This is a genomic window from Halorarum halophilum (genome assembly GCF_013401515.1).
GTDB classification, from domain to species: domain Archaea; phylum Halobacteriota; class Halobacteria; order Halobacteriales; family Haloferacaceae; genus Halorarum; species Halorarum halophilum.
Window position 1 is genome coordinate 3423500 of record NZ_CP058529.1, and the last position, 25613, is coordinate 3449112.

Sequence of the window (25613 nt, forward strand, 5' to 3'; positions counted from 1 at the left end):
TCCCGCCGTTTTCGAAGCGGCTTTGAGGGCCGACCGACCACGCGCTGGTATGACGGAACTTCGCGTCGGCGCACACGAATCGATCGCCGGCGGCGTGTACAACGCCGTCGACGACGTCATCGAGGACGGCGGCAACTGCGGACAGATCTTCACCCACTCGCCGCAGGTCTGGAAGCACGGCGAGATCGACGAGGAGGAGGCCGAGCGCTTCCGGTCGACCGCGGACGAGAACGACGTCGGCCCGTGGGTCATCCACTCGTCGTACCTCGTGAACCTCTGCACGCCGAAGGACGACCTCCGCGAGAAGTCGGTCGACTCCATGCAGAAGGAGGTCGACGCGGCCGCCGAACTCGGCGTCCCGTACGTGAACGTCCACCTCGGGGCCCACACCGGCGCCGGCGTCGAGGGCGGGCTGGACAACGCAGCGTCCGCGCTGGAGGAACTCGACGTGCCGGACGGCGTGACCGTGCTCATCGAGTCGGACGCCGGGTCGGGCACGAAGCTCGGCGGCGACTTCGAGCACCTCGCCGGCGTCCTCGATCGCTGCGACCTCGACCTCGACATCTGCCTCGACACGGCCCACGCGTTCGCGGCCGGCTACGACCTCTCGACCGAGGAGGGGGTCGAGGAGACGATCGCCGAACTGGACGAGGTCGTCGGGCTGGAGCACCTGAAGTACGTCCACCTGAACGACTCGAAACACGAGTGCGGGACGAACAAGGACGAGCACGCCCACATCGGCGAGGGGCTCATCGGCGAGGAGGGAATGCGCGCGTTCATCAACCACGAGGACCTGCTCGACGTGCCCCTGGTGCTGGAGACGCCCACGGAGGACGGGAAGTCGTTCGCCTGGAACATCCAGCGCGTGAAGGAACTACGAGAGTAGACCGCTCGAAGCCTACGTCGGGGGGTCGACCACGTCGCGGTCGCCATCCCCGACGTCGGCCGGCCCGTCGGGTTCCCCGGCCACGGTCGTCCGCCCGGCGGCCCGCGGCAGGACGACGGTGAACACGCTGCCGGCGGGCCCGGTCTCCGTCAGTTCGACGGTGCCGCGGTACCGTTCGATCAGCGTCCGGACGAGGTAGAGCCCGAGCCCGTGGTCCGTCCCGCCGTCGTTCGACCGTTCGAACAGGTTCTCACGCTTCCAGTCGGGGACGCCCGGCCCGTCGTCCTCGACGCGGCAGACGACCCAGTCGTCCGACTCGCGCGCGGTGACGCGGACGACCGGGTTCTCGCCGTCGTTGTGCTTGACCGCGTTGGTCAGGAGGTTCGAGAACACGCGGCCCGCCAGTTCGTCGGCGACCACGGGGAGCGTCTCGGGGACGTCGACCTCGACGGTCGCCGATCCGTGGGCGTCCCGGAGGTCCTGCACCTCGTCGGCGACGACGTCAGCGAGGTCGACCGGACCCAGTTCGGCGTCCCCGGTGGTGGCCTCGATGAGCACCCGCACGTCGCGGATGACGAGTTCCATGTTCCGACACTGGCGCTGGACCGTCTCGAGCCGGTCCAGCGTCTCGTCGTCCAGGTCGTTCTCCTCGACGAGCAGCGTGACGTTGCCCGAGAGGACGTTCACCGTGTTCAGGATCTCGTGTCTGAGGAGGCCGTTCAGGTAGTCGAACCACTTCTGCTGGTCCTCGGCCATCTCCGCGCGGGTGACCGCCCGCTCGGCGGCGCGTCCGCGCTCGATGGACCGGGCCTCGATGATGCCCATGAGGAGTCCGCCCACCCCGCCGACGGCGAACGAGAACCTGCCCCATCCGAACGCGAAGGCGGGGCTCTCCGGCGGCCAGGTGGCCATTATCGCGAGGTTGACGCCGAGGAACACCACGATTCCGCCCCCGCACCAGTAGCCGATGCGACGGAATCGCTGCCTCGATATCGAACTGCGCTGGAGCCAGTACCCTCCGTAGCCGAACCCGATGGCGAGCGGCACCACGAAGACGACCGCAGTGAGGGTGTCGACGGAGAACAGCGGCGGCGCGCTCTCCCCCTCGATGAACCACCTGTCGGCGAGGCTCACGAACAGTACGAGCGCGAGTCCCCCGAGGAGCATCGGGAGGCGGTCCCAGAGCGCGGATCGAGCGGAACCGGTGTCGCTGAGAGCGGGACGGGCGCCGGTCCCGTCCCCGTCCGTCCGGGACGGACTCCCCGCCCCCTGGGTCGAGTCCATTAGTGTCGGGACACGGGGTCGTATCGGCATATACCTTCTCGCCCGGTTATCAGCGCTCGAACCCTCGGGCCCCGGGAGCCGATGCAGGCGGAACCGGCCACGGACACAGGTCATCCGGACCTTGATACCGTTAACCACGGACAGTAACACGAGATGTCGAACCAGTCCCCGGAATCAGACTCATCGGAGTCCGACGCGCCCGAACCGTACGAGAACCTCCTCGACCGCTATCGACGGATCGCACACCTCGAGAGCGGCGCCGGCGTCCTCTACTGGGACCAGCAGGTCGTCATGCCCGAAGGCGGCACGCCGGCCCGCGGCAAACAGCTCGCCGCGCTCTCGGCGACCACCCACGAGAAGCTCACGGACGACGCGATGGCCGACGCCCTCGACGCCGCCCAGGACGCGGACCTCACGGCCGAGCAGGCCGCGAACGTCCGCGAGATCCGCCGACGACACGACCGGAACCGGAGCGTTCCCGAGTCGCTCGTCGAGGAGCTGACCGAGCACACCTCCAACAGCCAGCGGACCTGGCAGGAGGCGAAGGCCGAGGACGACTTCGACCGCTTCGCGCCCGCACTCGAACGGCTCCGCGACCTGCAGGTCGAGCGTGCGGAGGCGATCGACCCCGACCGCCCCGCCTACGAGGTGATGTACGAGGACGGCGAGCCGTACCTCCCGCTCGAGCGGATGGCGGAGATCTTCGAGGAGCTGAAGGACGCGCTCGTCCCGCTCATCGAGTGGATCGAGGCCGAGGGCGACGACCTCCCGTCGCCGTTCGTGGCGGCCGGCCCGCACCCCGACGGGAACCAGCGGGCGCTCTCGGACGCCGTTCTGGAGGTCCTCGGCTACCCGGACGAGCACGGTCGGCTCGACGAGTCGGCGCACCCGTTCACCTCCGGGAACCAGTACGACGCGCGGGTCACGACGCGGTTCAAGCCGGAGGACCCGATGGACGCGTTCACGGCCACGATCCACGAGTTCGGACACGCGAGCTACGAACTTGGCCTCCCGCGAGACCGGTTCGGCGAACCGCTCGGCGCCTCGCTCTCCAGCGGCGTCCACGAGAGCCAGTCGCGCTTCTGGGAGAACCACGTCGGCCGGACGCGGCCGTTCTGGGAGGGCTTCCTCCCGACCGCGAAGGAGCACCTCGACGGCGTCGACGACGTGACCGTCGACGAGGCGTACGCGGCGGTGAACGCCATCTACCCGGACAACCGCATTCGCGTGGAGGCGGACGAACTAACCTACCACCTGCACATCATCCTCCGCTGCGAACTCGACCGGGCGTTCGTCGAGGGGGACCTCTCGGTGGACGAACTGCCGGCGGCGTGGAACCGGAAGATGGAGGAGTACCTCGGCGTCACGCCGGACTCCGACGCGGAGGGCGTCCTCCAGGACATCCACTGGTCGAGCCGGTTCGCGGCCTTCCAGGGGTACACCATCGGCTCCGTCCTCGCCGCACAGCTGGACCACGCGATGCGGCAGGACATCGACGACGTGGACGCGAAGATCCGCGAGGGCGACCTCGAGCCCCTCTGGGACTGGATGACCGAGCACGTCCACCGCCACGGCCGGCGGTACCCGACCGACGAACTCGTCGAGGAGGCGACCGGTGAACCCCTGACGGCCGAGTACTTCGTCGACTACGTCGAGGGGAAGTTCGGCGACCTGTACGGTCTCTGAGCCGGGGCTGGACCCGACCGCTCGCGGAGGGGCTCGACCGTCCTTCCTGCTCGGTTCCGTACCGAAACGCGTCTCGAATCGTTTCGGCCGGTGACGTTCCGAAACCGAACCGTACCGCCCGTCCATCGAAAACCGAACGAGGACGGCGGGGAGCCCACCGCTTTCTTGCGATTTCACACCCTCGCACGCCGCCCGAAGGACTATATACTGCCATGTCATAGCGTACCATGTATGGCGTCGGCACCGAGCACCGACGACGATCTGTTCGACCAGTTCCTGACCACCCGCGGCCACGACACCGGCCCGACAGAGTGGGAGGAGTCGTATAACAAGAAACAGTGTCCGGACTGCGGCGGCCTTCACGAGGAGGCCGCAACGTCGTGCTCGGTCTGCGGCTGGCGACCCGACCCCGACCGGTAGCACGCCCGGTTCGAACCGCTTTTTCGCCCGATTTCGCGCCGAGCGAAAGCCACGTCGCTTATGAGGTGCGGGGGCCAGTACGTGGACGATGAGCGACCCCACGGTTACCCGACTGTTCGGCGGTCCGGGCAGCGGGAAGACGACGGCGCTGCTCGACCGCGTCGAGACCCTCATCGAGGAGGAGGGCGCGGAGGTCCGCGACATCCTCGTGGTCTCGTACACTCGGGCGGCCGCCGCGGAGATCCGCGAACGCCTCGCAGAGCGGCTGGACACGACGCCTCGACACCTCCAGGGCAACGTGTCGACCATGCACGCGAAGGCGTACGAACTGCTGAACCTCTCGCGGGGCGACGTGGTCTCGGAGTCGGACAAGGAGGAGTTCTGCGAGGACTACGGCGTCGAGTTCGAGGACGAGTACTCCGGCGCCGGGCGACGGACCGCCCGCTCGACGACGCTCGGCAACAAGGTCATCGCCACCTCCCAGTGGCTCCAGCGGACCCACCGCGACGTTGCCGACTGGTACGACGTCCCGTTCCAGTGGGACGTCGAGGAGGTCCGCCTCCCGCCGGAGATCGACCCGAACGCCCAGGAGGGGAACAAGTACACGCCGACGTGGCCGGGCGACGACGACCGGCTGGACGTCCCCAACGCCATCCGGGCGTGGCGGACGTACAAGGGCGACAACGACCTCGTCGGGTTCGCGGACATGCTCGAGCGCGTGAAGCAGCGTTCGCTCATCCCGAGCGTCGACTACCTGATCATCGACGAGTTCCAGGACATCACGACCCTCCAGTACGAGGTGTACGAGGAGTGGCGCCCGCACGTCGAGAAGGTGCTGATCGCCGGCGACGACGACCAGGTCGTGTACGCCTGGCAGGGCGCCGACCCCGACCTGCTGCTCGACACCCACGTCGACGAGGACGAGGTGCTGCCGAACTCCTACCGGCTCCCCTCCGAGATTCTCACCGTAGTCAACCGCGAGATCCGTCACATCGAGAAGCGCCAGGAGAAGGACCTGAGGCCCCGGAAGGAGGGCGGCGCCGTCGAGGCGATCGAGTCGCCCTCGATGCTCGATCTCGTCCGGAACGTCCGCCACACCGTCCAGCAGACCGACGAGACGATCATGGTGCTGTTCCGGGCGCGCTACCAGATGTTCCAGTTCATCGACGAGTTCATCACCGAGGGCATCCCCTTCTCGTGTCTCACCGACCAGCGGATGTGGACCGACCGGCTCACCGACTACGTCCGCGCGATCGAGGCGATCGAGAACGACGAGGCGCTCACGGTGCTGCAGGCCCGGCGGCTCGCCGACATCCTCCAGGACTCCGCGTTCGGCTCGAACGAGCGCGACGACCTGTACGACTTCCTCGACGACGTGGAGGAGACCGCCGACGAGGACGACCTCGCGGAGATCCCCCTCTCGCCCGACGACGTGACCGACTTCGTCCCGTTCATGCCCGACGGCGTGAGCGCGGGCGACATGGCCCGGAAGATCACCTCCTTCCAGCGCAAGTCGGTGAAGGCGTACTTCCGCGGCGACTACGCGAAGATGGACCCGTCCCGCGTCCGCCTCGGCACTATCCACTCCGCGAAGGGTCGCGAGGCCGACCACGTGTTCGTCAACACCGATCTGACCGAGAAGGTCGTCGAGCAGATGGCCGCCCAGGTCCGCCAGCAGGAGATCGAGGTCGACGGGCTGGCCCCGGGCGAGGAGTTCACCAAGACGACGAACCCGGTGCCCATCCTCACCGACAACGAGCGCCGCGTGTTCTACGTCGGCATGTCCCGCGCCCGGGAGCGACTCGTCCTGATGGAGAACCTCGTCGGCGGCGCGCCGACGCTCCCCGTCAGCGTGATACTCCACAACGAGCTCCGGGACGAACCGCCACAGGAACTCGTCGAGGAGGTCGTCGCGGAACTCGACGCCCCCGAGCCCGAAGCCTGAGCCGTGCGCGACGCCGACGACTCCGGCGGGCACGACCGTCACGAGGGCTCGCTCGACGTCGACGACCCGCTCGACACCGACTACGGCTTCCTCGACGCGGAACTCCGCCGGCGCAACGCGGCCGCGTTCGTCCACGTCGGCGACCGCTTCGACGACGACCTGCGCTACTTGACGCGCTTTTCCGGCCCCGATCGCGCCTACGCGTTCGTCTATCGGCGGGGGACAGCGACGCTCTGCGCGCCGGCGCTGTTCGACGAGCAGGCCGAGCGCGAGTTCCCGGGTGCCGACGTCGTGACCGCGAACCGGGCCGACCCGGCCGGACTGCGTGCCGCGGCCGTCCTCGACGCTGCGGGCGCGGAGGAGGGAGGAACCGTCCTCGTCCCCCAGCACGTCCCGCACGACGCCGCGGTGTACCTCGAACGGGCCGGCTACGAACTCGAATCCACCGACGCCGTCGCAGGGGCCAGACAGGTCAAGACCGACGCCGAGGTGGACCGGCTCCGTCGGGTCCAGCGCGCCGCCGTCCGCGGGATGGCTCGCGCGGAAGCGGTGCTGTACGAGGCCGAGGTCGACGGCGACGAGGTGGTCTGGAACGGCGGGCCGCTCTCGACCGAGCGACTGCGTCGACAGGTGAACGGGGTCCTCGCGGCCCACGGCGTCCGCGACGCTGGCAACACCGTCGTCGGCTGTGGACCCACCGCGGCCGACCTCCACTTCACCGGCCTCGACGCGATCCGCCCGGGCGAGACGGTCCTGCTCGACATCTCGCCCCGCGGTCCCGACGGCTACTACGGCGACATCACGCGGACGTTCGCGGTCGACCCCGACGGCGGCTGGGAGCGGCGCGCGTACGTCGCCGTCGAGGCGGCACGCGAGGCCGCGCTCGCGGAACTGGGCGCCGGCGTGCCGGCCTCCACGGTCAACGAGGAGGCGTCCGCGGAGCTCGCGGCGTACGGGTTCCGGGTCGACTCCGACGAGGTGGGCTTCACCCACTCGGTCGGCCACGGCGTCGGCGTCTCGCTCCACGAGGGGCCGTCGCTGACGGCCGACGAGGAGCTGGAGGCCGGGAACGTCGTCACGATCGAGCCGGGCGTGTACGACCCCGAGCACGGGGGCGTCAGGCTGGAGGACCTCGCGCTGGTGACCGAGGACGGCTACGAACTGCTGGGCGAGTACCCGTTCGGGCTGGTGCCGCGCGAGCGCTAGTTCTCCGACTCGGTCCGGGGCGCGTCGGGCTCGCGTTCGGACTCCGTCGTTCGCTCGACGGTCGTCACGTCGTCAGCGTCCACGTTGCCCGCGTCCAGGTCGATCGCTTCGCCGTCGCCCGACTCGTCGTCGACCTTGGGGGCGCCCCCGTTCGACTCCTTCCCGCCCTCCGTCCCGACGGCGGTGCTGACTGCCTTCTCAGCCGCCTTTCCGGGGATGTCGCCGGGAGTCGTGAGCCGCTGCGGGAGGTACACCATCAGCGCGGCGACGACGAGGAACGCCGCGCCGACGAGCGCCTGCCCGCCGGCGGCCTGCTGGAGGCCGTAGAGGGCGACCGGGATGGCGAACACCAGGCTCGCGGCGAGCCCGAGCTGGTCGAGGATGCCGAGTGCCACGGGCGGGCTACGGACGGCGACGACAAAACGAGTTCGTCTCGCGTCGGCGGTCGGTTTTTCCCCGTCGTGCCACGACTTTCCGCCGAAAACTCGGTTCGCCTCACGGGCGTCCGGCTTACTTCACGGGCGTCCGGCCCGCTTCCCGAGCTACTGCGCCATCGGCTCGGGAAGCTCCTCCGGGTTCTCGATGGAGAGGCCGGTGGTGACGATGAGCCGGAGGCCGCGAGAGACGCTCATGTCGAGTTCGACGAGCTCCTCGTCGGGGAGCATCGCCAGTTTCCCGGCGGTCGGGTTCGGGCTGTGCGGGAAGAACACGACGGACAGGTCCTCGTCGGTCCGCTCGCTGACCCGCCGCGGGGCGCGGTTCGTCACGAACCCGAGGGCGTACACCCCACGGCGGGGGTACTCCGCGACGACGACCCGGTCGTAGCTGTCGCCGGACGTCGACAGCGACTCGCTCACCTGGCGGACGCCGAAGTAGACGGTCCGGACGACCGGGAGCAGGCCGACGCCGCGCTCGAAGCCGCCGAACAGCCGCCGCCCGGCCTCGTTGGAGGCGACGAAGCCGACGGCCGTGATCGAGAGCGCCAGCGTCACGGCGGCGAGCGCCTGTGCGAGCGGCTCGCTTCCGACGTACTCGGCGAGCCGCGTCGCCCGGATCGGCCCGGTGAGGACGCCCGTGAGCCAGTCGACCGCGACGTCGAGCACGAACAACGTGACCGCGAGCGGCGCGACGAGCAGGAGCCCGGTGACGAAACTCGCCCGGAGGCGGTCGAGAGGGTTCATGCACCCGGGTGGGGAACCGGGGACCAAAAACCACGCGTCCTAACGGGTCCGGAACGCTTTCCACTTCCGGGAGGCAACTCCCGAGCATGTTCACCGGCATCGTGGAGACGACGGGCGAGGTCCTCGCCCGGGAGGAGACGGAGGACGGCGTGCGTCTCCGGGTCGGCGTCGACGGCTTCGACGATCTCCACCACGGGCAGTCGATCAGCGTGAGCGGCGTCTGTCTCACGGTCGAGGCGTTCGGCGAGGACGGCGCGGACGGGGGCGGGGGCTGGTTCGAGACGTTCCTCGCGGCCGAGACGGTCGCGAAGACGTACCTCGGGGAACTGCGCGAGGGCGACGCGGTGAACCTGGAACGCGCGCTCGCCGCGGACGGCAGGTTCGACGGCCACGTCGTCCAGGGCCACGTCGACACGACGACCCGGGTGACGGCCGTCGAGGAGGTCGGCGAGGACTGGCGCTTCTCGTTCGCGCTGCCGCCCGAGTACGCGAAGTACGTCGTCGACAAGGGCTCGGTGACGCTCGACGGCATCTCGCTGACGGTCGCGGACCGCCGGCCGGACGAGTTCGACGTCGCCGTCATCCCGGCGACCTACGACCTGACGAACCTCTCGGGGAAGGATCCCGGCGACCCGGTGCACCTGGAGGTCGACGTGGTGGCGAAGTACGTGGAGAACATGCTGGAGGGGTACGCGGAGTCGACCTCGCCCGGAATCGACGACCTGACCGCCGAGTAGCGCGACGGCGTCGTAGGACGCGGCGGCGCGTCGAAACCGCGACGACGCGGTTCGGGGGTTCGGTCGTCCCGACCGCCCTCAACTCGCCAGCGTCACGCCGATCGCACCGACGACGACGACGCTCGCACCCGCCGCCAGTCGCCAGGTGACGCGCTCCAGGTCGTCGCTGACGAACAACATGGAGAGGAGGATGACGAGCAGCGGGCTCGCCTGCACCAACGGGACGACTACCGAGACGGGTTCGAGCGTCAGCGCGCCGTAGTAGACGAGCAGGAACGAGGTGTTGGCGAGTCCGGCGCCGACCATCCACGGGAGCTCGGTTCGTCGGAAGTCGCTCGGCCGCGGCAGCCCGCGTTTCCACGCGAGGTACAGGGCGAACGCGAGCGCCGCGCTGACCGTCTTGACGAGCAACCCCGACAGGATGGACGTCCCCTCCGCGAACCCCAGTTTGGCGAACGTCGGCTCGATGCCGAAGAGGAACGCCGCGGCGAGCGGCAGCGCGAGCGCGGCGTACCCGCCCTCCGACTCCCCGTCGTTCGACCGGCCGTGTTCGTAGGAGATCAATGCGACGCCGACGACGATACACACCATCGCGAGCAGGTGGCGGGGGCCGACCGTCTCGCCGATGACGAGCACCGCGACGAGCGTGGCGTGGAGCGGCTGGGAGGCTTTGATCGGTTCGGCCCTGCTCGAGCCGATTCGTTTGATGGACTCGTAGTAGAACGCCCGCGCCGCCATCGTTCCGACCAACCCGGCGGCGGCGAACGCCGCGAACGACCGGAGCGTCAACGTCCGAAGGGGACGTTCCAGGACCAACGTCAGGGGGACGAGGACCACGACGTTGACCGCCAGGACGACGAGCAACGCATCCGCCGACCGGCTCGTGACCGTCCCGTACCGCACCGTCAGCGACTGTACTGCCAGGAGCGCCGCTCCCAGGACCGCGAGCAGCACACCCGGGGAGAGCACCTCCCCAACCTGTATCGGTATCACTGTTTCACGTGCACCAGCCGCGTACTGCGCCGCCCGGTTCGCCCTCCCGTTCTCACTCGCTCAGGCGGGGCCAGCACCTTGTCGTCGTCGGACTCGGCAATCGGGACTCCCCGATCGCCCCGATTCAGTGTCGAACTCTATTACGGTGTCTCAGGAGTCGGAGTACTCGTCTCCATTCTCTCACTGCTCGTCCTCCGCCGTCGACGCGAGGCTCGTCGAGTCGGTCCTGTTCGATCGGTTCGTCTCGTTCGCCTCGCTACGCGGTGCTCACAGTGTTGTTCGCGGAGAAACGCCAGGACAGGGATTTGAACCCTGGATCCCAAGGGGAACACGCTTTCCAGGCGTGCGCCTTACCACTCGGCCATCCTGGCTCGGTCGAACCTACCGCGGTGCGAGTTTTAAGCCTGTCCCTTCCCCGTCAGGCGGTGTTCGGTCGCATACGCCACGCCGGCGACGACGCTGCCGAGCAGCAGTGACACGCTCACCAGCCCGAAGAACCCGACCGGCAGCGAGATCTGGAACACCACCGCGCCCTGCGCGAGCACGAGGAAGGCGAGCGCCCCGACGACACCCCAGAGGAGCGCCGACTTCCGCCGGGGGCTCATAGTAGCAGTTGCAAGTTTCTACTCAACACTATCACTCCTTCTGCTGCCGAGGACGTGAGATGGCCAACTGTGGCGGTGGGCGTCACGAGGACTTGCAACTGCTTCTATCACTCCAGCGCGACGACCGCCTCGATCTCCACGCCGACGCCCTTCGGGAGGGCGCCGGCCTGGACCGCCGAGCGGGCCGGGGGCTCCTCCTCGAAGTACGTCGCGTACGTCTCGTTCATCTCCTCGAAGTCGTCGATGTCCGCGAGGAACACCGTCGTCTTCAGCACGTCCGAGGCGTCCGCTCCCTCCTCCGCGAGGATGGCGAGGAGGTTGTCCAGCGCCAGTTCGGTCTGCTCCGCGATAGGGGCGTCGTCCAGCAGGTCGCCGTCCGGCGTGAGGGGGATCTGCCCCGCCGTGAACATGACGTCACCGTTTGTCGTCGCCTGGCTGTACGCGCCGACCGCGGCCGGCGCTTCGTCGGTGGACACAACGCGCTTCATACCGGTGTGTGGAACCGGACCGGCCTTAAATCGCCGTGCCCTGGGGTCGGGTATGCGACTCCGCCGTGCCGCGGCGCTTCTCGCGCTCTCGACAGTCGTCGGCGTCGCGTTCACCCTCCTCGGGTTCGCGTCCGCCGCCCTGCTCGACCGTGTTCGGGACGGCCTTCGGTGTGCGAAGCGAGGCGCACGGGACGTCCCGCTCTCGCCGCTGACCGCGGGGTGGCGCGTCGGCCGCAACTGGCCCGAACGGGCCGGCGTCACCACCGACACGGAGCCGGCTGGAGAGACGGGTGACTCGAGCCGACATTCGGTCGTCGGCGAGATGGACGACCTCGCCGCGTACGCGCGCCCCGGCTTCGACCCGGCCCGCGTCGCGCCCCTCGTCCGCGAGTTCTACGAGCGGACGGCCGAGTTCGACATGGAGTACGACGTCCGCTGGCACGCCCCGTTCCGCCTCGGCGCCGCGCTCGCCTCCCCTCTCACGGCTCGACTCCGGCAACTGAACCTCCCCGGGCGGTCCACGACCGGCGGGCGCCTGCACAGTCGATTCGTCGAGGTACGCCCGGAGACCGACCCGCGCGATGGCGCGCGGGCCTGGGTCCGGACCGACGACGAGGGGCGGGCCGTCTTCGTGGCCGTCTACGCGAGCCACGTCCGGGACGGCGAGCGGTTCGTCAACATCGCGGTCCCGCTCCCGTTCGGGAACCTCTCCACGGTGCTCCGGATCGACCACCACGAGGACCCCGACCGTCGGTCGCCCGGCGACGGCGGAACGGGCGTCCGCCTCCACACCGACGGCTCCGGCGACCCGGGGTTGTACCTCCGGACGCCGGTCGGGGCGTTCGAACTCCCGATGGACCAGGCGTTCACGGTTGGGGTCGCCCCGGGGGACGAGGGCGCCGACCTCCTCGCCGCCCACGAGATGTGGCTTCTCGGTCGGCAGTTCCTCACCGTTCGTTACCGGCTCTTCGCGAACGCGTCGGGGTCGTAGCGAACGACGGACAGACGTCGGGGGCGGTCGCCGAGACCCTACGCGAGCACGTCGACCTCGTAGCCGTGCGCCTCGAGGGACGCGACGATCTCCGCGGCGTGTTCGTCGCCGTGCGTCTCGAGGTCGATCTCGACCTCCGCCGCGTTGACGGCGATGTCCCGAGAGGTGCGGTCGTGCCGGATGGCGAAGATGTTCGCCTGCGCCCCCGCGATGACCTCGACGAGCTTCTCCAGGGCGCCCGGCCGGTCCTTCAACTCCGTGCGGATCTTCAGGTAGCGACCCATCTCGACGAGCCCGCGCATCACAACCGTCGTCATGGTGTTCATGTCGATGTTGCCGCCGGAGAGGAGCGGGACGACGGTCTCCCCCTCCTCGTAGTCGAACGCCCGTCCGAGCGTCGCCGCCAGCGGGACGGCGCCGGCGCCCTCGACGAGCGTCTTCGACCGCTCCAGGAGCTTCGTGACCGCCACGGCGATCTCCTCGTCGCTCACGGTCACCACCTCGTCGACGCGCTCACGGATGACCGGGAACGTCCGCTCCCCCGCCGTGCGCACTGCGATGCCGTCCGCGATGGTGTCGACGCTCTCCAGTTCCTGCAGGCTCCCCTTGGAGAGCGAGTCGGCGACCGAGGAGGCGCCCTCTGCCTGCACGCCAATCACCCGTACGTCGTCCAGCCGCCCCTTCAGCGCCGTGGCGACGCCGGCGATGAGGCCGCCGCCGCCGATGGGGACGACGACGGTGTCGACCTCGGGGCACTGTTCGGCGATCTCGAGGCCGATCGTCCCCTGCCCGGCCATCACCAGCTCGTCGTCGAACGCGTGGACGTACGTGCGGTCCTCCTCGACCTCGATCTCGTGGGCGCGGGCCTGGGCCTCGCTGTAGTCGACGCCGTGGAGCACCACGTCGCCGCCGTAGCGCCGCGTCGCGGACACCTTCGAGATCGGCGCGTACTTCGGCATCACGATGGTCGAGGGGACGCCCGCCCGCGTCGCCGCGAGCGCGACGCCCTGGGCGTGGTTGCCCGCCGAGGCGGTGACGACGCCGCGCTCGGTCTCCGCCGCCGAGAGGGTCGCGACGCGGTTCGTCGCGCCGCGGATCTTGAACGACCCGGTGCGCTGGAACGTCTCCAGTTTCAGGTGGACCGCCGCGCCGGTCGCCTCCGAGAAGGTGTGCGAGTACTCGAGGGGTGTGCGACGGGCGACCTGGTCCACCCGGTCGCGGGCGGCGAGAACGTCCTCCAGCGAGAGCATACCAGGGGTCGGGGGCGTCGCTGGTTAGTCGTTACGTCCGAAGGGGAAAGTGGGGAAATGCACGCGTGTGACGTGCAGGTGATGGCAGGCCCCCCAGGTATAAAAATATGAGTCACGCGGAGCGGAAGTGAAACCGCAAGACTGCGGCGTGAAAGACTGGCCGTATGACGCCCGCACGCCGCCCGTCGCCCGCTTCAACCTGACGGCAGCGTTCTGATCCGGACGGAGTGCTCTGCGAGGGCCGTGCGTACTCGGTCCCGGAACGCTCCCTCGCCGGGCCAGTCGGCGCTCGCACCGAGCCGCCCCGGGTCGCCGACGTACACCGCCGCCTCCTCGATCGGGGATGCCTCCCTGCTCGTCCCCGAACCGTCGTTTACGGCGTCCCCCGAACGACCGGCGGTGGAACGCCCGCCGACCTCGTTGGTGTCGTCGGTCGGACGTCGACGGGTTCCCACGCTCCCCTCGTCGACGACGGGAACCGTCACCCGAACGTAGAGGCCGGTCTCGACCCCCTCGTAGGCGTCGAGCGCGTCGACCTCGTCGGTCCGGAGCAGGCGACCGGCGACCGTGGGGCCGGCCATGTTACCCCGCTCGTCGCCGTCGCCGTCGGGGGGAGCGAGCGTCGGGTACTCCCCGTCCAAGACGCGGAGGCCCTCGAGAACGGCGGGGCCGACGAACACTAACGAGTCGACGATCGTCCGGACCGTCTCTGGGTTCGTCAGCGTCCCGTACACGAACACGTCCATGTCGGTTCCACCCCTCGGAGGGGGAAGGCGCTTTCGCCGGCACGGCCCGGTGTTCCCCGGCACTGGCCGACTGTCGGGGATCCTGCCCTCGGAATCGGTCGGACCCGGCGAGCGAGAAAGCGGTCGCTAGGATCGGTCCCGTCCGTCGGTCAGTACGTCCACGTACTCGGGGCTGTCGCAGTTCCCGCACCGCCGCCTGAACGCTATCGTCTCCCCGTCGACGAGCCGTCCCACCCGGGTCTCTCCACACGACTGACAACGGACTGTTCGTATGTTCAATCTTACTGGGAGACTGTCCGTCGTCGGCTTAAGCCAACCATCTAAAGAATTAGGGTAGCCCCAACGCCGGCCGACCGATTCGTGTCACGTTCGGCGGGGGCGTTTCCGGATTCGACGCCCGCGAACCGCCGCACTCGCACGGTGACGCGCGGACTGAGCTGACTGGGCGGCGTCCGGAGGTGAGTGCTCTCACTGGCCTGGCCGGATCTGGCGAAAAAGACGGTCCGCACCGCGGCACGGACGGCCGATGTCGTCACTGCCGAGTTCGCTCCCGTGGCCGTCGTCTCCCTCATCCCGACGGACCGTCAGCTCGCATTCGCTACACGGAGCGGGACGAACGAACCGCCGAGTTGGTGGCTGCTCGCCGGAGCCTCGGCTCGACGGGATGGGGCGGCGAAAAAACGGACGGCCGGTGGCCCGGGGACTGCTATCGACGTCGGAGCAGTTCGCGGCCGATCAGGCCGACGGCGACGCCCGCGACGAACGCGCGGGCCCCGTCGCGGCGACGACGTGCGGCGTACTCCTCGGGGAAGTTCTCCTCCAGGAGGTCGAACAGTCGGTCGCCCATCTCCTCTCGGAGCATCTCGCTTCGCTGTCCGGCTTCCGAACGGACACGGTCTGCAACCTCGCGGCGCTGCTCAGGGGTTATGTTGAGACCCATACTTCCCAGTTGGTGCGCTGGACGGATATCCTTTGTTGCCGTAGCGTCAGCGAACGGTACAGTGGTCGGGAAGCCCATCTTAACGTGTGGTTATCGAACGGGAGACCGCGTACGTAGGCGTTTATCGCCCGTGACGGACGGGGAACGACGATGCTAACGTCGACGTAGAGGCCGTCAAAACGGGGGTTCTCACAGTGCTCGACGGTCCGCCGGGCTGAGATGCGGTCGTTCGGTCACGGTCCAGACTTCGCCGCTAGGCCCGAAAAGAAAAAATCGAGTGCTGGCTCTACCGCTCCTCGATCGGGATCCACTCCGCGTCCTTCTCGCCGACGTAGCGGGAGCGCGGCCGGATGAGCCGATTGTCCTCGAACTGCTCCAGCACGTGGGCGATCCAGCCGCCGACGCGGCTGATCGCGAAGATCGGGGTGTACACGTCGATGGGGATGCCCATCTGGTAGTACGTCGAGGCCGAGTAGAAGTCGACGTTCGGCGCGAGACCCTTCTCCTCCTGCATGTACGCCTCGATGGCGGCCGACATCTCGTACCACCTCGTGTCGCCTGCCGCCTCGCCGAGCTCCTCGGAGCGCTCGCCGAGGATCTTGGCGCGCGGGTCCTTCACGTTGTACACGCGGTGGCCGAAGCCCGCGACGCGGCGGTCCTCCTCGAGCGCCTGCTTCACCCACTCAGTGGGCTCCTGGTTTGCGTCGTCGACCTCCTTCAGCATCCGCATCACGTTGGCGTTCGCGCCGCCGTGGAGGCTCCCCGAGAGGGTACCGATCGCCGAGGTGACCGAGGAGTGGAGCTCCGCGAGCGTCGAGGCGGTGACCATCGCCGAGAACGTCGAGGCGTTCAGGCCGTGGTCGGCGTGGAGCACGAGCGCCTGGTCGAACACGTCCGCGAGCACGTCATCGGGCTCCTCGTCGTTCAGCATGTAGAGGAAGTTCGCGGCGTGGTCGAGGTCCTCGCGCGGCTCGACCGGCTCGTCGCCGTCACGGATGCGGGCGAAGGCGGCGAGGGCGGTCGGCATCTTCGCGGTGATGCGTCGGCCCTTCCGGATGTTCGCGTCGTGGTCCGTCGGGTCCGCGTCCGTGTCGGGGTCGTGAGCCGACATGGAGGACGTGACGGTGCGGAGCGCCGCCATCGGCTCCTCGTCGGCCTCGGCGAGCCGCCGGACGGTCTCCAGCACGTCGTCCGACAACCGGCGCTCGGCGGCCATCGAGTCGGAGAACTCGGCGAGCTCCGACTCGGTCGGGAGTTCGCCGTACCAGAGCAGGTAGAGCGTCTCCTCGTAGGACGCGTGCTCGGCGAGGTCCTCGATGGCGTACCCCCGGTAGACGAGCTTCCCCGCGTCCCCGTCGATGAAGCTCAGACCGGATTCGGCGACGACCACGCCCTCCAGCCCGCGCTTGAGTTCGTCGGACATGCTTCGAGGTTCCCAGTGCCGGCCGAAAAGCGTTATCTTTCGGGAAGAACGGCCATCTCGCCCGCCTTGGGTGGCCGGTCCTCGTCGTTCGCGGTCGGCTCAGGCCGTCGACCCCGCGCCGTCGCCGAAGCCGCGGGCGTCGTCGCGGGCCTGGAGCAGCTCCTGGTACCGGTTCCGGATGGTGACCTCGCTCATGTCGGTGACCTCGCTGACCTCCTTCTGGGTGAGGTCCTCGTTCGTGAGGATGCCGGCGGCGTAGATGGCGGCCGCGGCGAGGCCGACCGGCGACTTGCCGGAGTGGACGTTCGACCGCTTGGCGGTCTCCAGCAGGTCGCGGGCCTGACGCTCGGTCTCGTCGCTCACGCCGAGGTCCGAGGCGAACCGAGGGACGTACTCGGCCGGGTCGGCCGGCTCGATCTCCAGGCTCAGTTCGCGGACCAGGTAGCGGTAGGCGCGCTCGAACGTCTCCTCGTCGACGCGGGAGACCCGTGCCACCTCGTCGATGGAGCGCGGGACGTTCGCCATCCGCGCGGCGGCGTGGAGGCTGGCCGTGGCGATGCCCTCGATGGAGCGCCCCGGCAGCATGTCCTTCTCCAGCGCGCGGCGGTAGATGACCGAGGCGGTCTCGCGGACGTTCTTCGGCAGGCCGAGTGCCGAGGCCATCCGCTCGATCTCGCCGAGCGCCTGCTTCAGGTTCCGGTCCTGGTGGTCGGTGGTGCGGAGCCGCTCGTTCCAGGTGCGGAGCCGCGACATGCGCCGTCGCTGGCTGCCCGACAGCTGGTTGCCGTAGGCGTCCTTGTCCTGCCAGCCGATGTTGGTCGAGAGCCCCTTGTCGTGCATCATGTTCGTCGTCGGCGCGCCGACGCGGGACTTTTCGTCCTTCTCGGCGGCGTCGAACGCGCGCCACTCCGGCCCGCGGTCCACGGAGTCCTCGTCGACGACGAGGCCGCAGTCGCGACACACTGTCTCGCCGTGCGCGTCGTCGACTTCGAGGTGGCCGCCGCACTCCGGACAGCGCTCCTGCTCGTCCGCCGCGGCTTCCGTTTCTCGTTCACGTTCGTTCTCGCTGTGCTCCGTCTCGGCCCGTTTGAAGTGTCGTGCGTTGCTCATTGGAGGGAGGATAACCCGGCACTAACCCCCGTGCCCGGGTACTTACTTCACTTTGAGTTAACGGACTCGGACTTAAAAACCTGTCGCAGAAATCAATGTCGGGGGCGGTCGCTCAGGAACCAGATATCAGCAGGTACAGAAGCTCTCCGGCCTTACTGAAGCAGTGGCGTTCGACTGGGATTCCTCGGTCGGAACGTCGGTCGACGAATAATGACACTTTCGGTCCGGACCGATCCCGTTCGCCGACACGAACCGCGGGCTGGGGAGTGTCCTGATTGGGGCTGTCCGGAGCGGCCGGAGAATCGGATTCGCCTCGCTTACACTCCGTCCTCGGGCGAGTCCCCGCCCCAGGCGCCGCCGTCCTCGCCGCCGCCGGTCTTGAACGTCCCGCGGGCGTCCGCGACGTGGGTCCCGTCCGCGCCCTCGACCCGGACGTCTGCGGTGGCGACCGACCGGCCGTCGCGGACGACCTCTGCCTCGGCCCGAAGGTCGGTTGTCGCTGGCGCGAGGTAGTCGATCCGCATGTCCACCGTCGGCGTGGGCTTGTGGTGCAGGGAGATGACCGCAGCGCCGCCGACGGTGTCGGCGAGCGCGTAGGTGACGCCGCCGTGGGCGATCTCCCGGCCGGGCACCGAGGAGTGCTCCTCCCGGAGCGGGAGTTCCGCGACGGCGTGCCCGTCGGCGGCCTCCACCACGTCGATGTCGAGGAGGTCGGCGAACGGCATCCCGTTGAGCAGGTCGGCGACGGTCACGCCCGGATCTCCCCCGCGCCTGCGGTTCGAGGTGATGGACTCGTCGCCGCCGTCGCCGTCGCTCCTCCGACGCGTCCCATCGACCGCACGTCGTTCACGCCTCGCCCCCGATCCCGCAGCCCCCGGCGTACTCGACGCCCTCGATGGAGTCGATGGGGTCCTCGCCGCACACGGGGCAGTCCGGGTTCCGCCGGTAGGGGACCGTCTCGAACGTCATGGCCATCGCGTCGTAGAACAGGAGGCGACCCTCAAGGACCTCCATGGCGTCGCCCACGTCGACCGTCCCGTCCCCGGCGAGCAGGAGCTTCAGGGCCTCGGTCGCCTGGATGCAGCCGACGGTGCCGGGGAGCACGCCGAGCACGCCCGTCGTCGCGCAGTCGGGCACCTCGCCCGGTTCGGGCGCCTCGGGGAACAGACAGCGGTAGCAGGGGCCGTCCGGGACGAGCGTCGTCACCTGGCCCTCGAACTTGTAGATGGCGCCGTGGGCGACGGGCGTCCCGTCGAGCCGCGCCACGTCGTTGAGGAGGTAGCGCGTCCGGAAGTTGTCCGAGGCGTCGAGCACCACGTCGTAGTCGGCGACGAGGTCGGCCGCGTTCTCCGGTTCGACCCGGACCTCGTACGTCTCAACGTCGACGTCCGGGTTCAGATCCGCGACGTACTCGGCGGCCGACTCGGCCTTCTGCCGGCCGACGTCGGCGTCGGCGTGGACGATCTGGCGCTGGAGGTTCGACCGTTCGACGACGTCGTCGTCGGCGATGCCGAGCCGTCCGACGCCGGCGGCCGAGAGGTACTGGATGGCCGGCGAGCCCAGTCCCCCCGCGCCGACGACCAGCACCGAGCCGTCGAGGAGCGCCGCCTGGCCCGCCGGACCCACCTCGTCGAGGATGATGTGCCGCGAGTAGCGGTCGAGCTGGGTGGCGTCGAGTGCGAGTCCGCTCATGGCCGCTCCTACCCGTCCGGGGGACATAAGCGCCCTGCCGGCCTACCCCGGAATTCGACGACCGACCGGCGCCGACCGGAATCGAGCGACGGCCCACCCTCTCGGAATCGGGCGGCGCTCCGACGGAAACCGCCGGCCCGTCGTTCGCCGTTCTCGGGGGCTTATGGACGCGGCGCCCGTTCGCCCGAACATGGCCGACAACCGACGGTACCACCTCGCGAAGCGGCCCGAGGGAACGCCCGACGAGGACACCTTCGACCTCCGGGAGGTCGAGCGTCCCGACCCGGACCCGGGACAGGCGCTCGTCCGCCTGCTGTACCTCTCCGTCGACCCGTACATGCGCGACCGGATGCGCGCCGGCGAATCGTACGCCCAGCCGTGGGAGGTGGGCGGGCCGCTGTACGGCGGCGCCGTCGCGGAGGTCGTCGACTCGAACGGGACGAAGTTCTCGGAGGGCCAGACGGTCGTCGGTAACCTCCCGTGGGCCGAGTACGCGGCCGCGGCCGCCTCGGAGCTCACCTCGGTCGACACGGACGAGCTCCCCGTCTCGACCGCCCTCGGCGTGCTGGGGATGCCCGGTCGGACCGCCTACTTCGGCGTCCGCGAGGTCGTCGAACCCCGGGCTGACGACTGGATGGTCGTCTCCGGCGCGGCGGGCGCCGTGGGATCGGTCGCGGGCCAGCTCGGCGAGCTCCAGGGCGCGAACGTCGTCGGCGTCGCCGGGAGCGACGAGAAGATCGACTGGCTCACCGAGGAGCTGGGTTTCTCCGCCGGCATCAACTACAAGGAGGAGGACGTCCGCGAGCGCCTCGGCGAACTGACGGACGGCGTGGACGCCTACTACGACAACGTCGGCGGCCCGGTCACGGACGCGACCTTCTCGCACCTGAACGTCGACGCCCGCGTCGGTATCTGTGGACAGATCGCGCTGTACAACGAGGAGGAGCGGCCGACGGGGCCGCGGAAGCTCGGCAAACTCATCGAGACCCGCGCCCGCGTCGAGGGCCTGCTCGTCGGCGACTTCGCCCCGCGGTTCCGCGAGGCGACCGAACACCTGGGCGAACTCGTCGGAAGCGGGAAGATCGGGTACCGGGAGACCGTTACCGAGGGACTTGAGAACGCTCCGGACGCGTTCCTCGGGCTGTTCGAGGGCGAGAACGTCGGCAAGCAGGTCGTGAACGTCGGCGATTCGTCGCGGTAGGCGTCATTCGCTCAGCGAGTGCTCCATGCATCGTGGGCGCGAACGGGGAACACGACCGCGGAAGCCCCCGCGGCTGTCGGCTCGGTGCGGCCGCTGCGCTCCTCGTGCTCACTCGCTTGCCCGTTCGCACTGCGGTGCTTGTCGGTCCGCGCCAACGCCGACAGCCACGGCCCCTTCCATTCCCACCCTGCCGTGTTCCCAGCCGAGCGCGGCAGGCCCGACTACCGAACGCGCACGCCGTCGGTAGTCCGCTGTTTCGCTGGCAGGCCGACGGTCGGCGGGATGCGTGCGGGCGCATCGCGAGCGCCGAAGCCGCGAGCCGCGCCCGCCGGGGAGGCGTGGGGACAGACCTCGACGCTCGCCGACCGTCCAACGGGGCGGGACTGAAAGGGGCCGGATTCTGCGCGAACCCCGACGAAGCAAGCACCGCAGCGCGACCGGAGGGAGCGCGAGGAGCGCAGCGAGGCGCGGGAGCGCAGAAGACGGGGGCTTTCGAGGCGTTCGACGCGGTACAGTCTACGAAGTTGTACTCGTAAACGACTCAGGAAAACCGGACGCCCAGATCGTGCATGCTCTCGTTGTTCATCGCCACGTTCACCAGCAGCGGCGTGAGCGACTCCACCTCCGGCGCGTTCGCCAGCCCGCCGGCCGAGAGCGCTCGCAGCCCCTCGATCTCCTCGGCGAGCCGCGACACCGTCGCCGTCGCGTCCGCGTCGTCGCCGATGACGAGCGTGTCGATCCCGAGATCCAGATCGAGATTCGCCAGCCGTCCGGCCGCGAGGTTGTGGAACGCGCCGACGACCGGAACCCCGTCCGGGACCGACTCCCGGACCAGCGCCGTCACGCTCCCTGCGCTCGGCGGGTGGTAGTGGAGGCCGTCGTCGTCGCGCTTCATGCCCGCGGCGGGGGTGACGACCACGTCGTCCCCGTCCAGCACGTCGGCGACCGCCTCGACGGTGTCGGCGACGTGGTACGGCGGGACCGAGAGCACGACCACGTCAGCGCGGTCCGCCGCCATCCCGTTCTCGAACCCCTTCACCGTCGCCTCGCCGCCGGCGGCCTTGACGGCCTCGACGTACGATTCGGCGGCAGCGCGGGCCTTCTCCGGGTCGCGCGAGCCGACGAGCAGTTCGTGGTCGGTGTCGCGGCCCCACCGGAGGGCCAGCCCCTCGCCGATGTCGCCGGTGCCGCCGAGTAACGCGATTCGCATAGGAGGTGGTGCGTACGGCCGGGCGGTAAGCGTTGCGTGACCGGACGCGTCTGCCGGCCGGACTCACGCGCCGTCGTCGCGACCGTGAACGTACACGAGCCAGTAGGCGAGCACCGGCGCGACGACCAGCATCGGCCCGACGGCGAGCAGTTGCGTGAACGGGTCCGGCGGGCCGAACTGCGCGGCCAGCGCGAGCGTCAGGATGTCGAGCAGCGCGACGAACGTCAGGAAGCGCAGCAGCCGGGTCCGCTCCATCGTCAGTCCAGCAGGTCGGGGAGATCGTTCACGCTGTCGATCACCGCGGTCGCGCCCACCTCAGCGTACTTCGCTCGACCGTCGTCGCCCGTCAGGCCCCCGGTCAGGACGCCGACGCCGAAGTAGGCCCGTTCTTCGTCGGCGACAGCGGCGTTAACTGCCGTCCGCACGTCGTCCAGCGTGTCGCCGACGAACGCGACCCTGCCGGCCCCCAGCCGTTCGGCCAGGGTGACGAGCGCCCGCGGGTGGGGTTTCCCCTCGGCCCAGTCGTCCATGGTGAAGCGGTGCTCGTCGGGGAGGTCGAGTCCGGCACGGTCGAGCGCGATGTCGGCCTCGTCGCTCGGGCGCCCGGTGACGACGCCCAGCTCGTAGCGGTCGCGGAGCGTCTCGATGGTCTCGGGCGTGACGATGACCGGCTCGTCGTTGACGAACCCGGTCGCCTCGAACGGCGGCTCCCCGCCCTCCAGGTCGCGGTAGAGGTCGGCGCCGAGGTAGAGCGCCTGGAACGTGTCCCGGAGGCGGTCCGAGTCCCACTCGCCCTCCACGGCGTCGGCCTCCTCGTCGCCGAGCTCGCTCCGAACGACCGCCCGCGCCCCGTCCAGCCCCCCGCTGCGATCCGCGATCTCGTCGGTGAACGACGCGACGTCGGCATCCAGCCCGCGCTCGCGGGCCAGGACGAACAGCGCGACTGCGTCGGTGAGTTCCCAGTCGTTGTTGAAGCCGCCGGCGTCCTTGAACGGCTGGAGGTCGGCCTTCGGGAGCGTGTCGCCGTGGATTCGCTCGACCGACTCGACGACCGCTCGCCGGTAGGAGTCCGCGACGTCGACGAGCACGCCGTCCACGTCGAGCACGACCGCGTCCACTCGCATACCCGGAGGGGCGGACCCGCTCCCTATGTGCGTTCCGAATCGGGGTCGTGCTCGTCGACCGGCGCCCGGGATTCGACCGGTTCGCGGTCCTGTCTGTCGTCGGTGTCGTCAGCCTGGTCAGTGCCGTCGGTGTCGGTGACGCCGTCGGCGTCGCCAGTGCTGATGGTTCCGTCGGTTTCGGGGCCGCGCGCGACGTACAGCGTCTCGCCGCCGTCGAGCGTTATCGGATGGGTCGCCACCGCCGGCGGGTCGCCGCCGAGCGTGGTGAAGAGGCAGTCGGCGTCGACGCGGCGCGCGACCGCGAGGGTGGGTCGGTGGAGTTCCGTCGGGAGGTTCAGGCCGTAGATCGCGTCGGCGCGGTAGTGGTCGCCGGGATCGTCGCGGCGGCTCGCCTCGACCACGTCGTCGCGGACGAACCGAACTCCAGCCGGGGTCTCGCGGTCGTGAACGTCGGTCGCCGTCACGGACCGGTCGCGCGCTGCGAGGGCGGCGGCGACCTCGGGACGACGGCCGACGCCCACCTCGCACACGGTGTGGTAACGCGCGAGTAATTCGACGACGGCACCACGGCGGTTCTGCGACACGGTCGGGAAACTTATGCCGGGGCCACTCATAAGTGCCTTCATGCTCGTCGACATCGTGCCCGTCGGGGACGTCTCCGCGAAGGAGAAACGGGAGGCCTCGGCGGCGCTCCGCTCCGTGTACGACTGCGAGGTGTCCGTGCACGACGAGCAGGCGATTCCCGAGGGTGCGTACGACCGCAGTCGGAACCAGTACCGCGCGGAGCAGTTCATCGAACTCGTCTCCCGCGTCGGCGACGGAGCGAAGAACATCGGCATCACGCCGGAGGACCTCTACTACCGCCGGCGGAACTACGTATTCGGGTTGGCCTACCTCAACGGCAACGGCTCCGTCATCTCTACCTACCGCCTCCAGACGTCCTCTGACGGCGGCATCTCGACGAAGCCCTCCGGCGAGGTGTTCGCCGACCGCGTCCGCAAGGAGATCGTCCACGAGATCGGGCACACGCTCGGGCTCGAGCACTGCGACAACAGCAAGTGCGTGATGAGCTTCTCCCCCACGGTCCGCGAGGTCGACGTGAAGGAGGAGAACCTCTGTGGTACCTGCTCGCGGAGCGTCCGCTGAGCCGGATTGGATAGGTCGCTACTGTTTCTGATAAACTGACGGGAACGTTGAGGTAACCCTGCCCGATTCAGGGGGTATGAACTCGTTGGCGGGGGACGACGCCATCGCGTCTCCGGAGCGGAGCGTGCCGCTCCACGAACTGGTCCTCGACGCGTCCACCTCGTTGATGAGCGCCGAACTGGACGAGGTCGACGCGAAACTCGACTGGACGCTCGCGGTGTTCAGCGAGGCGCTCGGGGCGGACCGGTCGTACGTGTTCCAGCGGACGGGCGACGGCTTCGCGCTCACGCACGGCTGGCGGGCGGACGGCGTGGTCGCCCCCTGGCGCAAGCGACTCCACCCGGAGGAGTTCGCGTGGCTCCACGACCGGCTGGATCGGTTCGAGAACGTCGCCGTCCGGACGGCCGACCTGGGGGACGACGAAGAGGCCACCCGGCGGACGTTCCGGGAGACGGGGGTCGAGTCGATGGTCGCGGTCCCGCTCGTCGCCGACTGGCGGTTCGAGGGGTACCTCGCGTTCGACACGGTCGAGGAGCCCCGGCGCTGGACCGAGGAGGAGCTGTCGCGCCTCCGAACCGTCGGCGACGTGGTGGCCCACTCGTTCGCGCGGGTGGACCGGGAGAGCGCGCTCCGCCGGCAGAACGAGCGGCTCGAGACGTTCGCGAGCGTCGTCTCGCACGACCTCCGGAACCCGCTCAACGTCGTCACCGGTTCGCTCGATCTCATCGCGACCGATGCGGCCGACGGGAACGGGGAGCACCTCGCCAGGGCGGAGCGGGCCGCGGGCAGGATGGAGGACATCATCGACCGGATGCTCACGCTCGCCCGGCAGGGCGCGGACATCGGTGAGACGGAGTCGATTCCGCTCGCGACCGTCGCCGAGCGGGCCTGGAGCACCGTCAGGACCGTCGACGCGACGATCGAGATCGAGAGGGAGTCGCTCGGCACCGTCGAGACCGACGCCGAGCGGCTCCGCGAGGCGTTCGAGAACCTGTTCCGGAACGCGGTCGAGCACGGGGGCGACGACGTCTCGGTTCGGGTCTCGCCGCTGGACGCGGCGCCGGGGTTCTTCGTCGCGGACGACGGTCCCGGAATCCCGACCGACTGCCGAGAGTCGCTGTTCGAGTACGGCGTCTCCTCCGAGCGCGCGGGGACCGGCTTCGGGCTCGCCATCGTCCGTCGGATCGTCGAGGCCCACGGCTGGAAGGTCGGCGTCGCGGACGCCGCAGACGGCGGCGCCCGCATCGAGGTTGCGTACGCACAGGCGCCGCCCGAGGCGTGAGCGCCGCCGGCGCATCGCCCGTTGCTGGCGAGTAGCTATTTGTCGCTCGCGGTCCAACACCCAACCG

General features: G+C 69.5%; 27 protein-coding genes and 1 tRNA gene. 10 read left to right on the top strand and 18 right to left on the bottom strand.

All coding sequences use genetic code 11. The features are described from left to right. Positions 1-49 precede the first annotated feature (49 nt). Positions 50-886: a deoxyribonuclease IV gene (locus HUG10_RS16995; protein ID WP_179170697.1), complete on the top strand. Its 837-nt coding sequence runs from the start codon at positions 50-52 to the stop codon at positions 884-886. A gap of 12 nt (positions 887-898) precedes the next feature. Here the strand turns inward: HUG10_RS16995 and HUG10_RS17000 are convergent, their stop codons facing one another. Beyond that, positions 899-2170, bottom strand: coding sequence for a sensor histidine kinase (locus tag HUG10_RS17000; RefSeq protein WP_179170698.1), 1272 nt, complete (start codon positions 2168-2170; stop codon positions 899-901). A 153-nt stretch (positions 2171-2323) separates the two neighbouring features. On the opposite strand from HUG10_RS17000, the gene HUG10_RS17005 reads away from it, so the two are divergent. The 4 genes from HUG10_RS17005 to HUG10_RS17020 all read left to right on the top strand — a co-directional run bounded on the left by HUG10_RS17005 (position 2324) and on the right by HUG10_RS17020 (position 7427). Next, entirely contained in the window at positions 2324-3856 is a 1533-nt protein-coding gene (locus HUG10_RS17005; RefSeq protein ID WP_179170699.1) for a carboxypeptidase M32, read from the top strand. Between the two features lie 231 nt (positions 3857-4087). Continuing rightward, positions 4088-4276, top strand: a complete 189-nt coding sequence (locus HUG10_RS17010) for an HVO_0416 family zinc finger protein (protein WP_179170700.1) — start codon at positions 4088-4090, stop codon at positions 4274-4276. Between the two features lie 88 nt (positions 4277-4364). Next, positions 4365-6221 (top strand): UvrD-helicase domain-containing protein, encoded by a 1857-nt coding sequence (locus HUG10_RS17015; RefSeq protein ID WP_179170701.1) that lies wholly within the window; start codon positions 4365-4367, stop codon positions 6219-6221. Positions 6222-6224: 3 nt separating this feature from the next. Further along, on the top strand, positions 6225-7427 hold the full coding sequence (locus HUG10_RS17020) for a M24 family metallopeptidase (RefSeq protein WP_179170702.1): 1203 nt from the start codon (positions 6225-6227) through the stop codon (positions 7425-7427). Here the strand turns inward: HUG10_RS17020 and HUG10_RS22120 are convergent. Then, complete coding sequence (locus tag HUG10_RS22120; protein WP_321169540.1) at positions 7424-7822, bottom strand: DUF7533 family protein; 399 nt, start codon at positions 7820-7822, stop codon at positions 7424-7426. The two genes, HUG10_RS17020 and HUG10_RS22120, sit on opposite strands and share 4 nt — an antisense overlap. A 147-nt stretch (positions 7823-7969) precedes the next feature. After that, on the bottom strand, positions 7970-8608 hold the full coding sequence (locus HUG10_RS17030; protein WP_179170703.1) for a DUF502 domain-containing protein: 639 nt from the start codon (positions 8606-8608) through the stop codon (positions 7970-7972). A gap of 86 nt (positions 8609-8694) precedes the next feature. Between HUG10_RS17030 and HUG10_RS17035 the strand changes: the two genes are divergently transcribed. After that, positions 8695-9345 carry a riboflavin synthase gene (locus HUG10_RS17035; RefSeq protein ID WP_179170704.1) on the top strand — a complete coding sequence of 217 codons (651 nt, stop codon included), beginning with the start codon at positions 8695-8697 and terminating at the stop codon, positions 9343-9345. A gap of 78 nt (positions 9346-9423) precedes the next feature. Here HUG10_RS17035 and HUG10_RS17040 read toward each other — a convergent pair whose 3' ends face one another. From HUG10_RS17040 to HUG10_RS17055, 4 genes are all read right to left on the bottom strand, one after another. Beyond that, positions 9424-10338, bottom strand: a complete 915-nt coding sequence (locus HUG10_RS17040) for a DMT family transporter (protein ID WP_179170705.1) — start codon at positions 10336-10338, stop codon at positions 9424-9426. Positions 10339-10628: 290 nt separating this feature from the next. Continuing rightward, positions 10629-10709 (bottom strand) — tRNA-Ser (locus HUG10_RS17045). Positions 10710-10736: 27 nt separating this feature from the next. Then, positions 10737-10943: a hypothetical protein gene (locus HUG10_RS17050; RefSeq protein WP_179170706.1), complete on the bottom strand. Its 207-nt coding sequence runs from the start codon at positions 10941-10943 to the stop codon at positions 10737-10739. Between the two features lie 107 nt (positions 10944-11050). Beyond that, the gene (locus tag HUG10_RS17055) at positions 11051-11431 is read right to left on the bottom strand and encodes a Rid family detoxifying hydrolase (protein ID WP_179170707.1); all 381 of its coding nucleotides are present in this window, start codon (positions 11429-11431) and stop codon (positions 11051-11053) included. A 52-nt stretch (positions 11432-11483) separates the two neighbouring features. On the opposite strand from HUG10_RS17055, the gene HUG10_RS17060 reads away from it, so the two are divergent. Beyond that, positions 11484-12422 (top strand): hypothetical protein, encoded by a 939-nt coding sequence (locus HUG10_RS17060; RefSeq protein WP_179170708.1) that lies wholly within the window; start codon positions 11484-11486, stop codon positions 12420-12422. Positions 12423-12460: 38 nt separating this feature from the next. Here HUG10_RS17060 and ilvA read toward each other — a convergent pair whose 3' ends face one another. The 7 genes from ilvA to ubaA form a co-directional block, all read right to left on the bottom strand. Continuing rightward, entirely contained in the window at positions 12461-13672 is a 1212-nt protein-coding gene (ilvA, locus tag HUG10_RS17065; protein ID WP_179170709.1) for a threonine ammonia-lyase, read from the bottom strand. Between the two features lie 194 nt (positions 13673-13866). Further along, entirely contained in the window at positions 13867-14418 is a 552-nt protein-coding gene (locus HUG10_RS17070; protein WP_179170710.1) for a gamma-glutamylcyclotransferase family protein, read from the bottom strand. A 706-nt stretch (positions 14419-15124) separates the two neighbouring features. Beyond that, the gene (locus tag HUG10_RS17075) at positions 15125-15358 is read right to left on the bottom strand and encodes a hypothetical protein (RefSeq protein WP_179170711.1); all 234 of its coding nucleotides are present in this window, start codon (positions 15356-15358) and stop codon (positions 15125-15127) included. A 286-nt stretch (positions 15359-15644) separates the two neighbouring features. Further along, positions 15645-16781, bottom strand: a complete 1137-nt coding sequence (gene citZ, locus HUG10_RS17080; protein ID WP_179170712.1) for a citrate synthase — start codon at positions 16779-16781, stop codon at positions 15645-15647. Positions 16782-16880: 99 nt separating this feature from the next. After that, positions 16881-17891 carry a transcription initiation factor IIB gene (locus HUG10_RS17085; RefSeq protein WP_179170713.1) on the bottom strand — a complete coding sequence of 337 codons (1011 nt, stop codon included), beginning with the start codon at positions 17889-17891 and terminating at the stop codon, positions 16881-16883. Between the two features lie 317 nt (positions 17892-18208). Further along, a complete protein-coding gene (locus HUG10_RS17090; protein WP_246310176.1) occupies positions 18209-18643 on the bottom strand; it encodes a PaaI family thioesterase in 435 nt (144 codons plus the stop codon). A 94-nt stretch (positions 18644-18737) separates the two neighbouring features. Further along, positions 18738-19583 (bottom strand): SAMP-activating enzyme E1, encoded by an 846-nt coding sequence (gene ubaA / locus HUG10_RS17095; protein WP_179170714.1) that lies wholly within the window; start codon positions 19581-19583, stop codon positions 18738-18740. Positions 19584-19773: 190 nt separating this feature from the next. Here ubaA and HUG10_RS17100 point away from each other — a divergent pair, with 190 nt between their 5' ends. Beyond that, positions 19774-20784, top strand: coding sequence for an NADP-dependent oxidoreductase (locus HUG10_RS17100; protein WP_179170715.1), 1011 nt, complete (start codon positions 19774-19776; stop codon positions 20782-20784). 541 nt (positions 20785-21325) lie between these two features. On the opposite strand, the gene npdG is transcribed toward HUG10_RS17100, so the two are convergent. From npdG to HUG10_RS17120, 4 genes are all read right to left on the bottom strand, one after another. Then, entirely contained in the window at positions 21326-21994 is a 669-nt protein-coding gene (gene npdG, locus HUG10_RS17105) for an NADPH-dependent F420 reductase (RefSeq protein WP_179170716.1), read from the bottom strand. A gap of 63 nt (positions 21995-22057) precedes the next feature. Continuing rightward, the gene (locus HUG10_RS17110) at positions 22058-22249 is read right to left on the bottom strand and encodes a DUF7534 family protein (protein ID WP_179170717.1); all 192 of its coding nucleotides are present in this window, start codon (positions 22247-22249) and stop codon (positions 22058-22060) included. A 2-nt stretch (positions 22250-22251) separates the two neighbouring features. Beyond that, positions 22252-23118, bottom strand: coding sequence for a TIGR01548 family HAD-type hydrolase (locus HUG10_RS17115; protein ID WP_179170718.1), 867 nt, complete (start codon positions 23116-23118; stop codon positions 22252-22254). A gap of 23 nt (positions 23119-23141) precedes the next feature. Next, positions 23142-23702 carry a UPF0146 family protein gene (locus HUG10_RS17120; protein WP_218780618.1) on the bottom strand — a complete coding sequence of 187 codons (561 nt, stop codon included), beginning with the start codon at positions 23700-23702 and terminating at the stop codon, positions 23142-23144. A 40-nt stretch (positions 23703-23742) separates the two neighbouring features. Between HUG10_RS17120 and HUG10_RS17125 the strand changes: the two genes are divergently transcribed. Both HUG10_RS17125 and HUG10_RS17130 read left to right on the top strand, forming a co-directional pair. After that, positions 23743-24264, top strand: a complete 522-nt coding sequence (locus tag HUG10_RS17125) for an archaemetzincin family Zn-dependent metalloprotease (protein ID WP_179170719.1) — start codon at positions 23743-23745, stop codon at positions 24262-24264. A 76-nt stretch (positions 24265-24340) separates the two neighbouring features. Continuing rightward, the gene (locus HUG10_RS17130; RefSeq protein ID WP_179170720.1) at positions 24341-25546 is read left to right on the top strand and encodes a GAF domain-containing sensor histidine kinase; all 1206 of its coding nucleotides are present in this window, start codon (positions 24341-24343) and stop codon (positions 25544-25546) included. Positions 25547-25613 lie beyond the last annotated feature (67 nt).

Excerpts from the sequence above, each read along its gene's own strand:
- HUG10_RS17030 (WP_179170703.1), bottom strand. The coding sequence starts at position 8,608 with ATGAACCCTCTCGACCGCCTCCGGGCGAGTTTCGTCACCGGGCTCCTG.
- HUG10_RS17000 (WP_179170698.1), bottom strand. The coding sequence starts at position 2,170 with ATGGACTCGACCCAGGGGGCGGGGAGTCCGTCCCGGACGGACGGGGAC.
- HUG10_RS17125 (WP_179170719.1), top strand. The coding sequence starts at position 23,743 with ATGCTCGTCGACATCGTGCCCGTCGGGGACGTCTCCGCGAAGGAGAAA.
- HUG10_RS17005 (WP_179170699.1), top strand. The coding sequence starts at position 2,324 with ATGTCGAACCAGTCCCCGGAATCAGACTCATCGGAGTCCGACGCGCCC.
- HUG10_RS17015 (WP_179170701.1), top strand. The coding sequence starts at position 4,365 with ATGAGCGACCCCACGGTTACCCGACTGTTCGGCGGTCCGGGCAGCGGG.
- ubaA (WP_179170714.1), bottom strand. The coding sequence starts at position 19,583 with ATGAGCGGACTCGCACTCGACGCCACCCAGCTCGACCGCTACTCGCGG.
- HUG10_RS17100 (WP_179170715.1), top strand. The coding sequence starts at position 19,774 with ATGGCCGACAACCGACGGTACCACCTCGCGAAGCGGCCCGAGGGAACG.
- HUG10_RS17075 (WP_179170711.1), bottom strand. The coding sequence starts at position 15,358 with ATGGGTCTCAACATAACCCCTGAGCAGCGCCGCGAGGTTGCAGACCGT.
- HUG10_RS17130 (WP_179170720.1), top strand. The coding sequence starts at position 24,341 with ATGAACTCGTTGGCGGGGGACGACGCCATCGCGTCTCCGGAGCGGAGC.
- HUG10_RS17060 (WP_179170708.1), top strand. The coding sequence starts at position 11,484 with ATGCGACTCCGCCGTGCCGCGGCGCTTCTCGCGCTCTCGACAGTCGTC.
- HUG10_RS17115 (WP_179170718.1), bottom strand. The coding sequence starts at position 23,118 with ATGCGAGTGGACGCGGTCGTGCTCGACGTGGACGGCGTGCTCGTCGAC.
- HUG10_RS17085 (WP_179170713.1), bottom strand. The coding sequence starts at position 17,891 with ATGAGCAACGCACGACACTTCAAACGGGCCGAGACGGAGCACAGCGAG.
- citZ (WP_179170712.1), bottom strand. The coding sequence starts at position 16,781 with ATGTCCGACGAACTCAAGCGCGGGCTGGAGGGCGTGGTCGTCGCCGAA.
- HUG10_RS16995 (WP_179170697.1), top strand. The coding sequence starts at position 50 with ATGACGGAACTTCGCGTCGGCGCACACGAATCGATCGCCGGCGGCGTG.
- ilvA (WP_179170709.1), bottom strand. The coding sequence starts at position 13,672 with ATGCTCTCGCTGGAGGACGTTCTCGCCGCCCGCGACCGGGTGGACCAG.
- HUG10_RS17010 (WP_179170700.1), top strand. The coding sequence starts at position 4,088 with ATGGCGTCGGCACCGAGCACCGACGACGATCTGTTCGACCAGTTCCTG.
- HUG10_RS17035 (WP_179170704.1), top strand. The coding sequence starts at position 8,695 with ATGTTCACCGGCATCGTGGAGACGACGGGCGAGGTCCTCGCCCGGGAG.
- HUG10_RS17070 (WP_179170710.1), bottom strand. The coding sequence starts at position 14,418 with ATGGACGTGTTCGTGTACGGGACGCTGACGAACCCAGAGACGGTCCGG.
- HUG10_RS17110 (WP_179170717.1), bottom strand. The coding sequence starts at position 22,249 with ATGGAGCGGACCCGGCTGCTGCGCTTCCTGACGTTCGTCGCGCTGCTC.
- HUG10_RS17055 (WP_179170707.1), bottom strand. The coding sequence starts at position 11,431 with ATGAAGCGCGTTGTGTCCACCGACGAAGCGCCGGCCGCGGTCGGCGCG.
- HUG10_RS17050 (WP_179170706.1), bottom strand. The coding sequence starts at position 10,943 with ATGAGCCCCCGGCGGAAGTCGGCGCTCCTCTGGGGTGTCGTCGGGGCG.
- npdG (WP_179170716.1), bottom strand. The coding sequence starts at position 21,994 with ATGCGAATCGCGTTACTCGGCGGCACCGGCGACATCGGCGAGGGGCTG.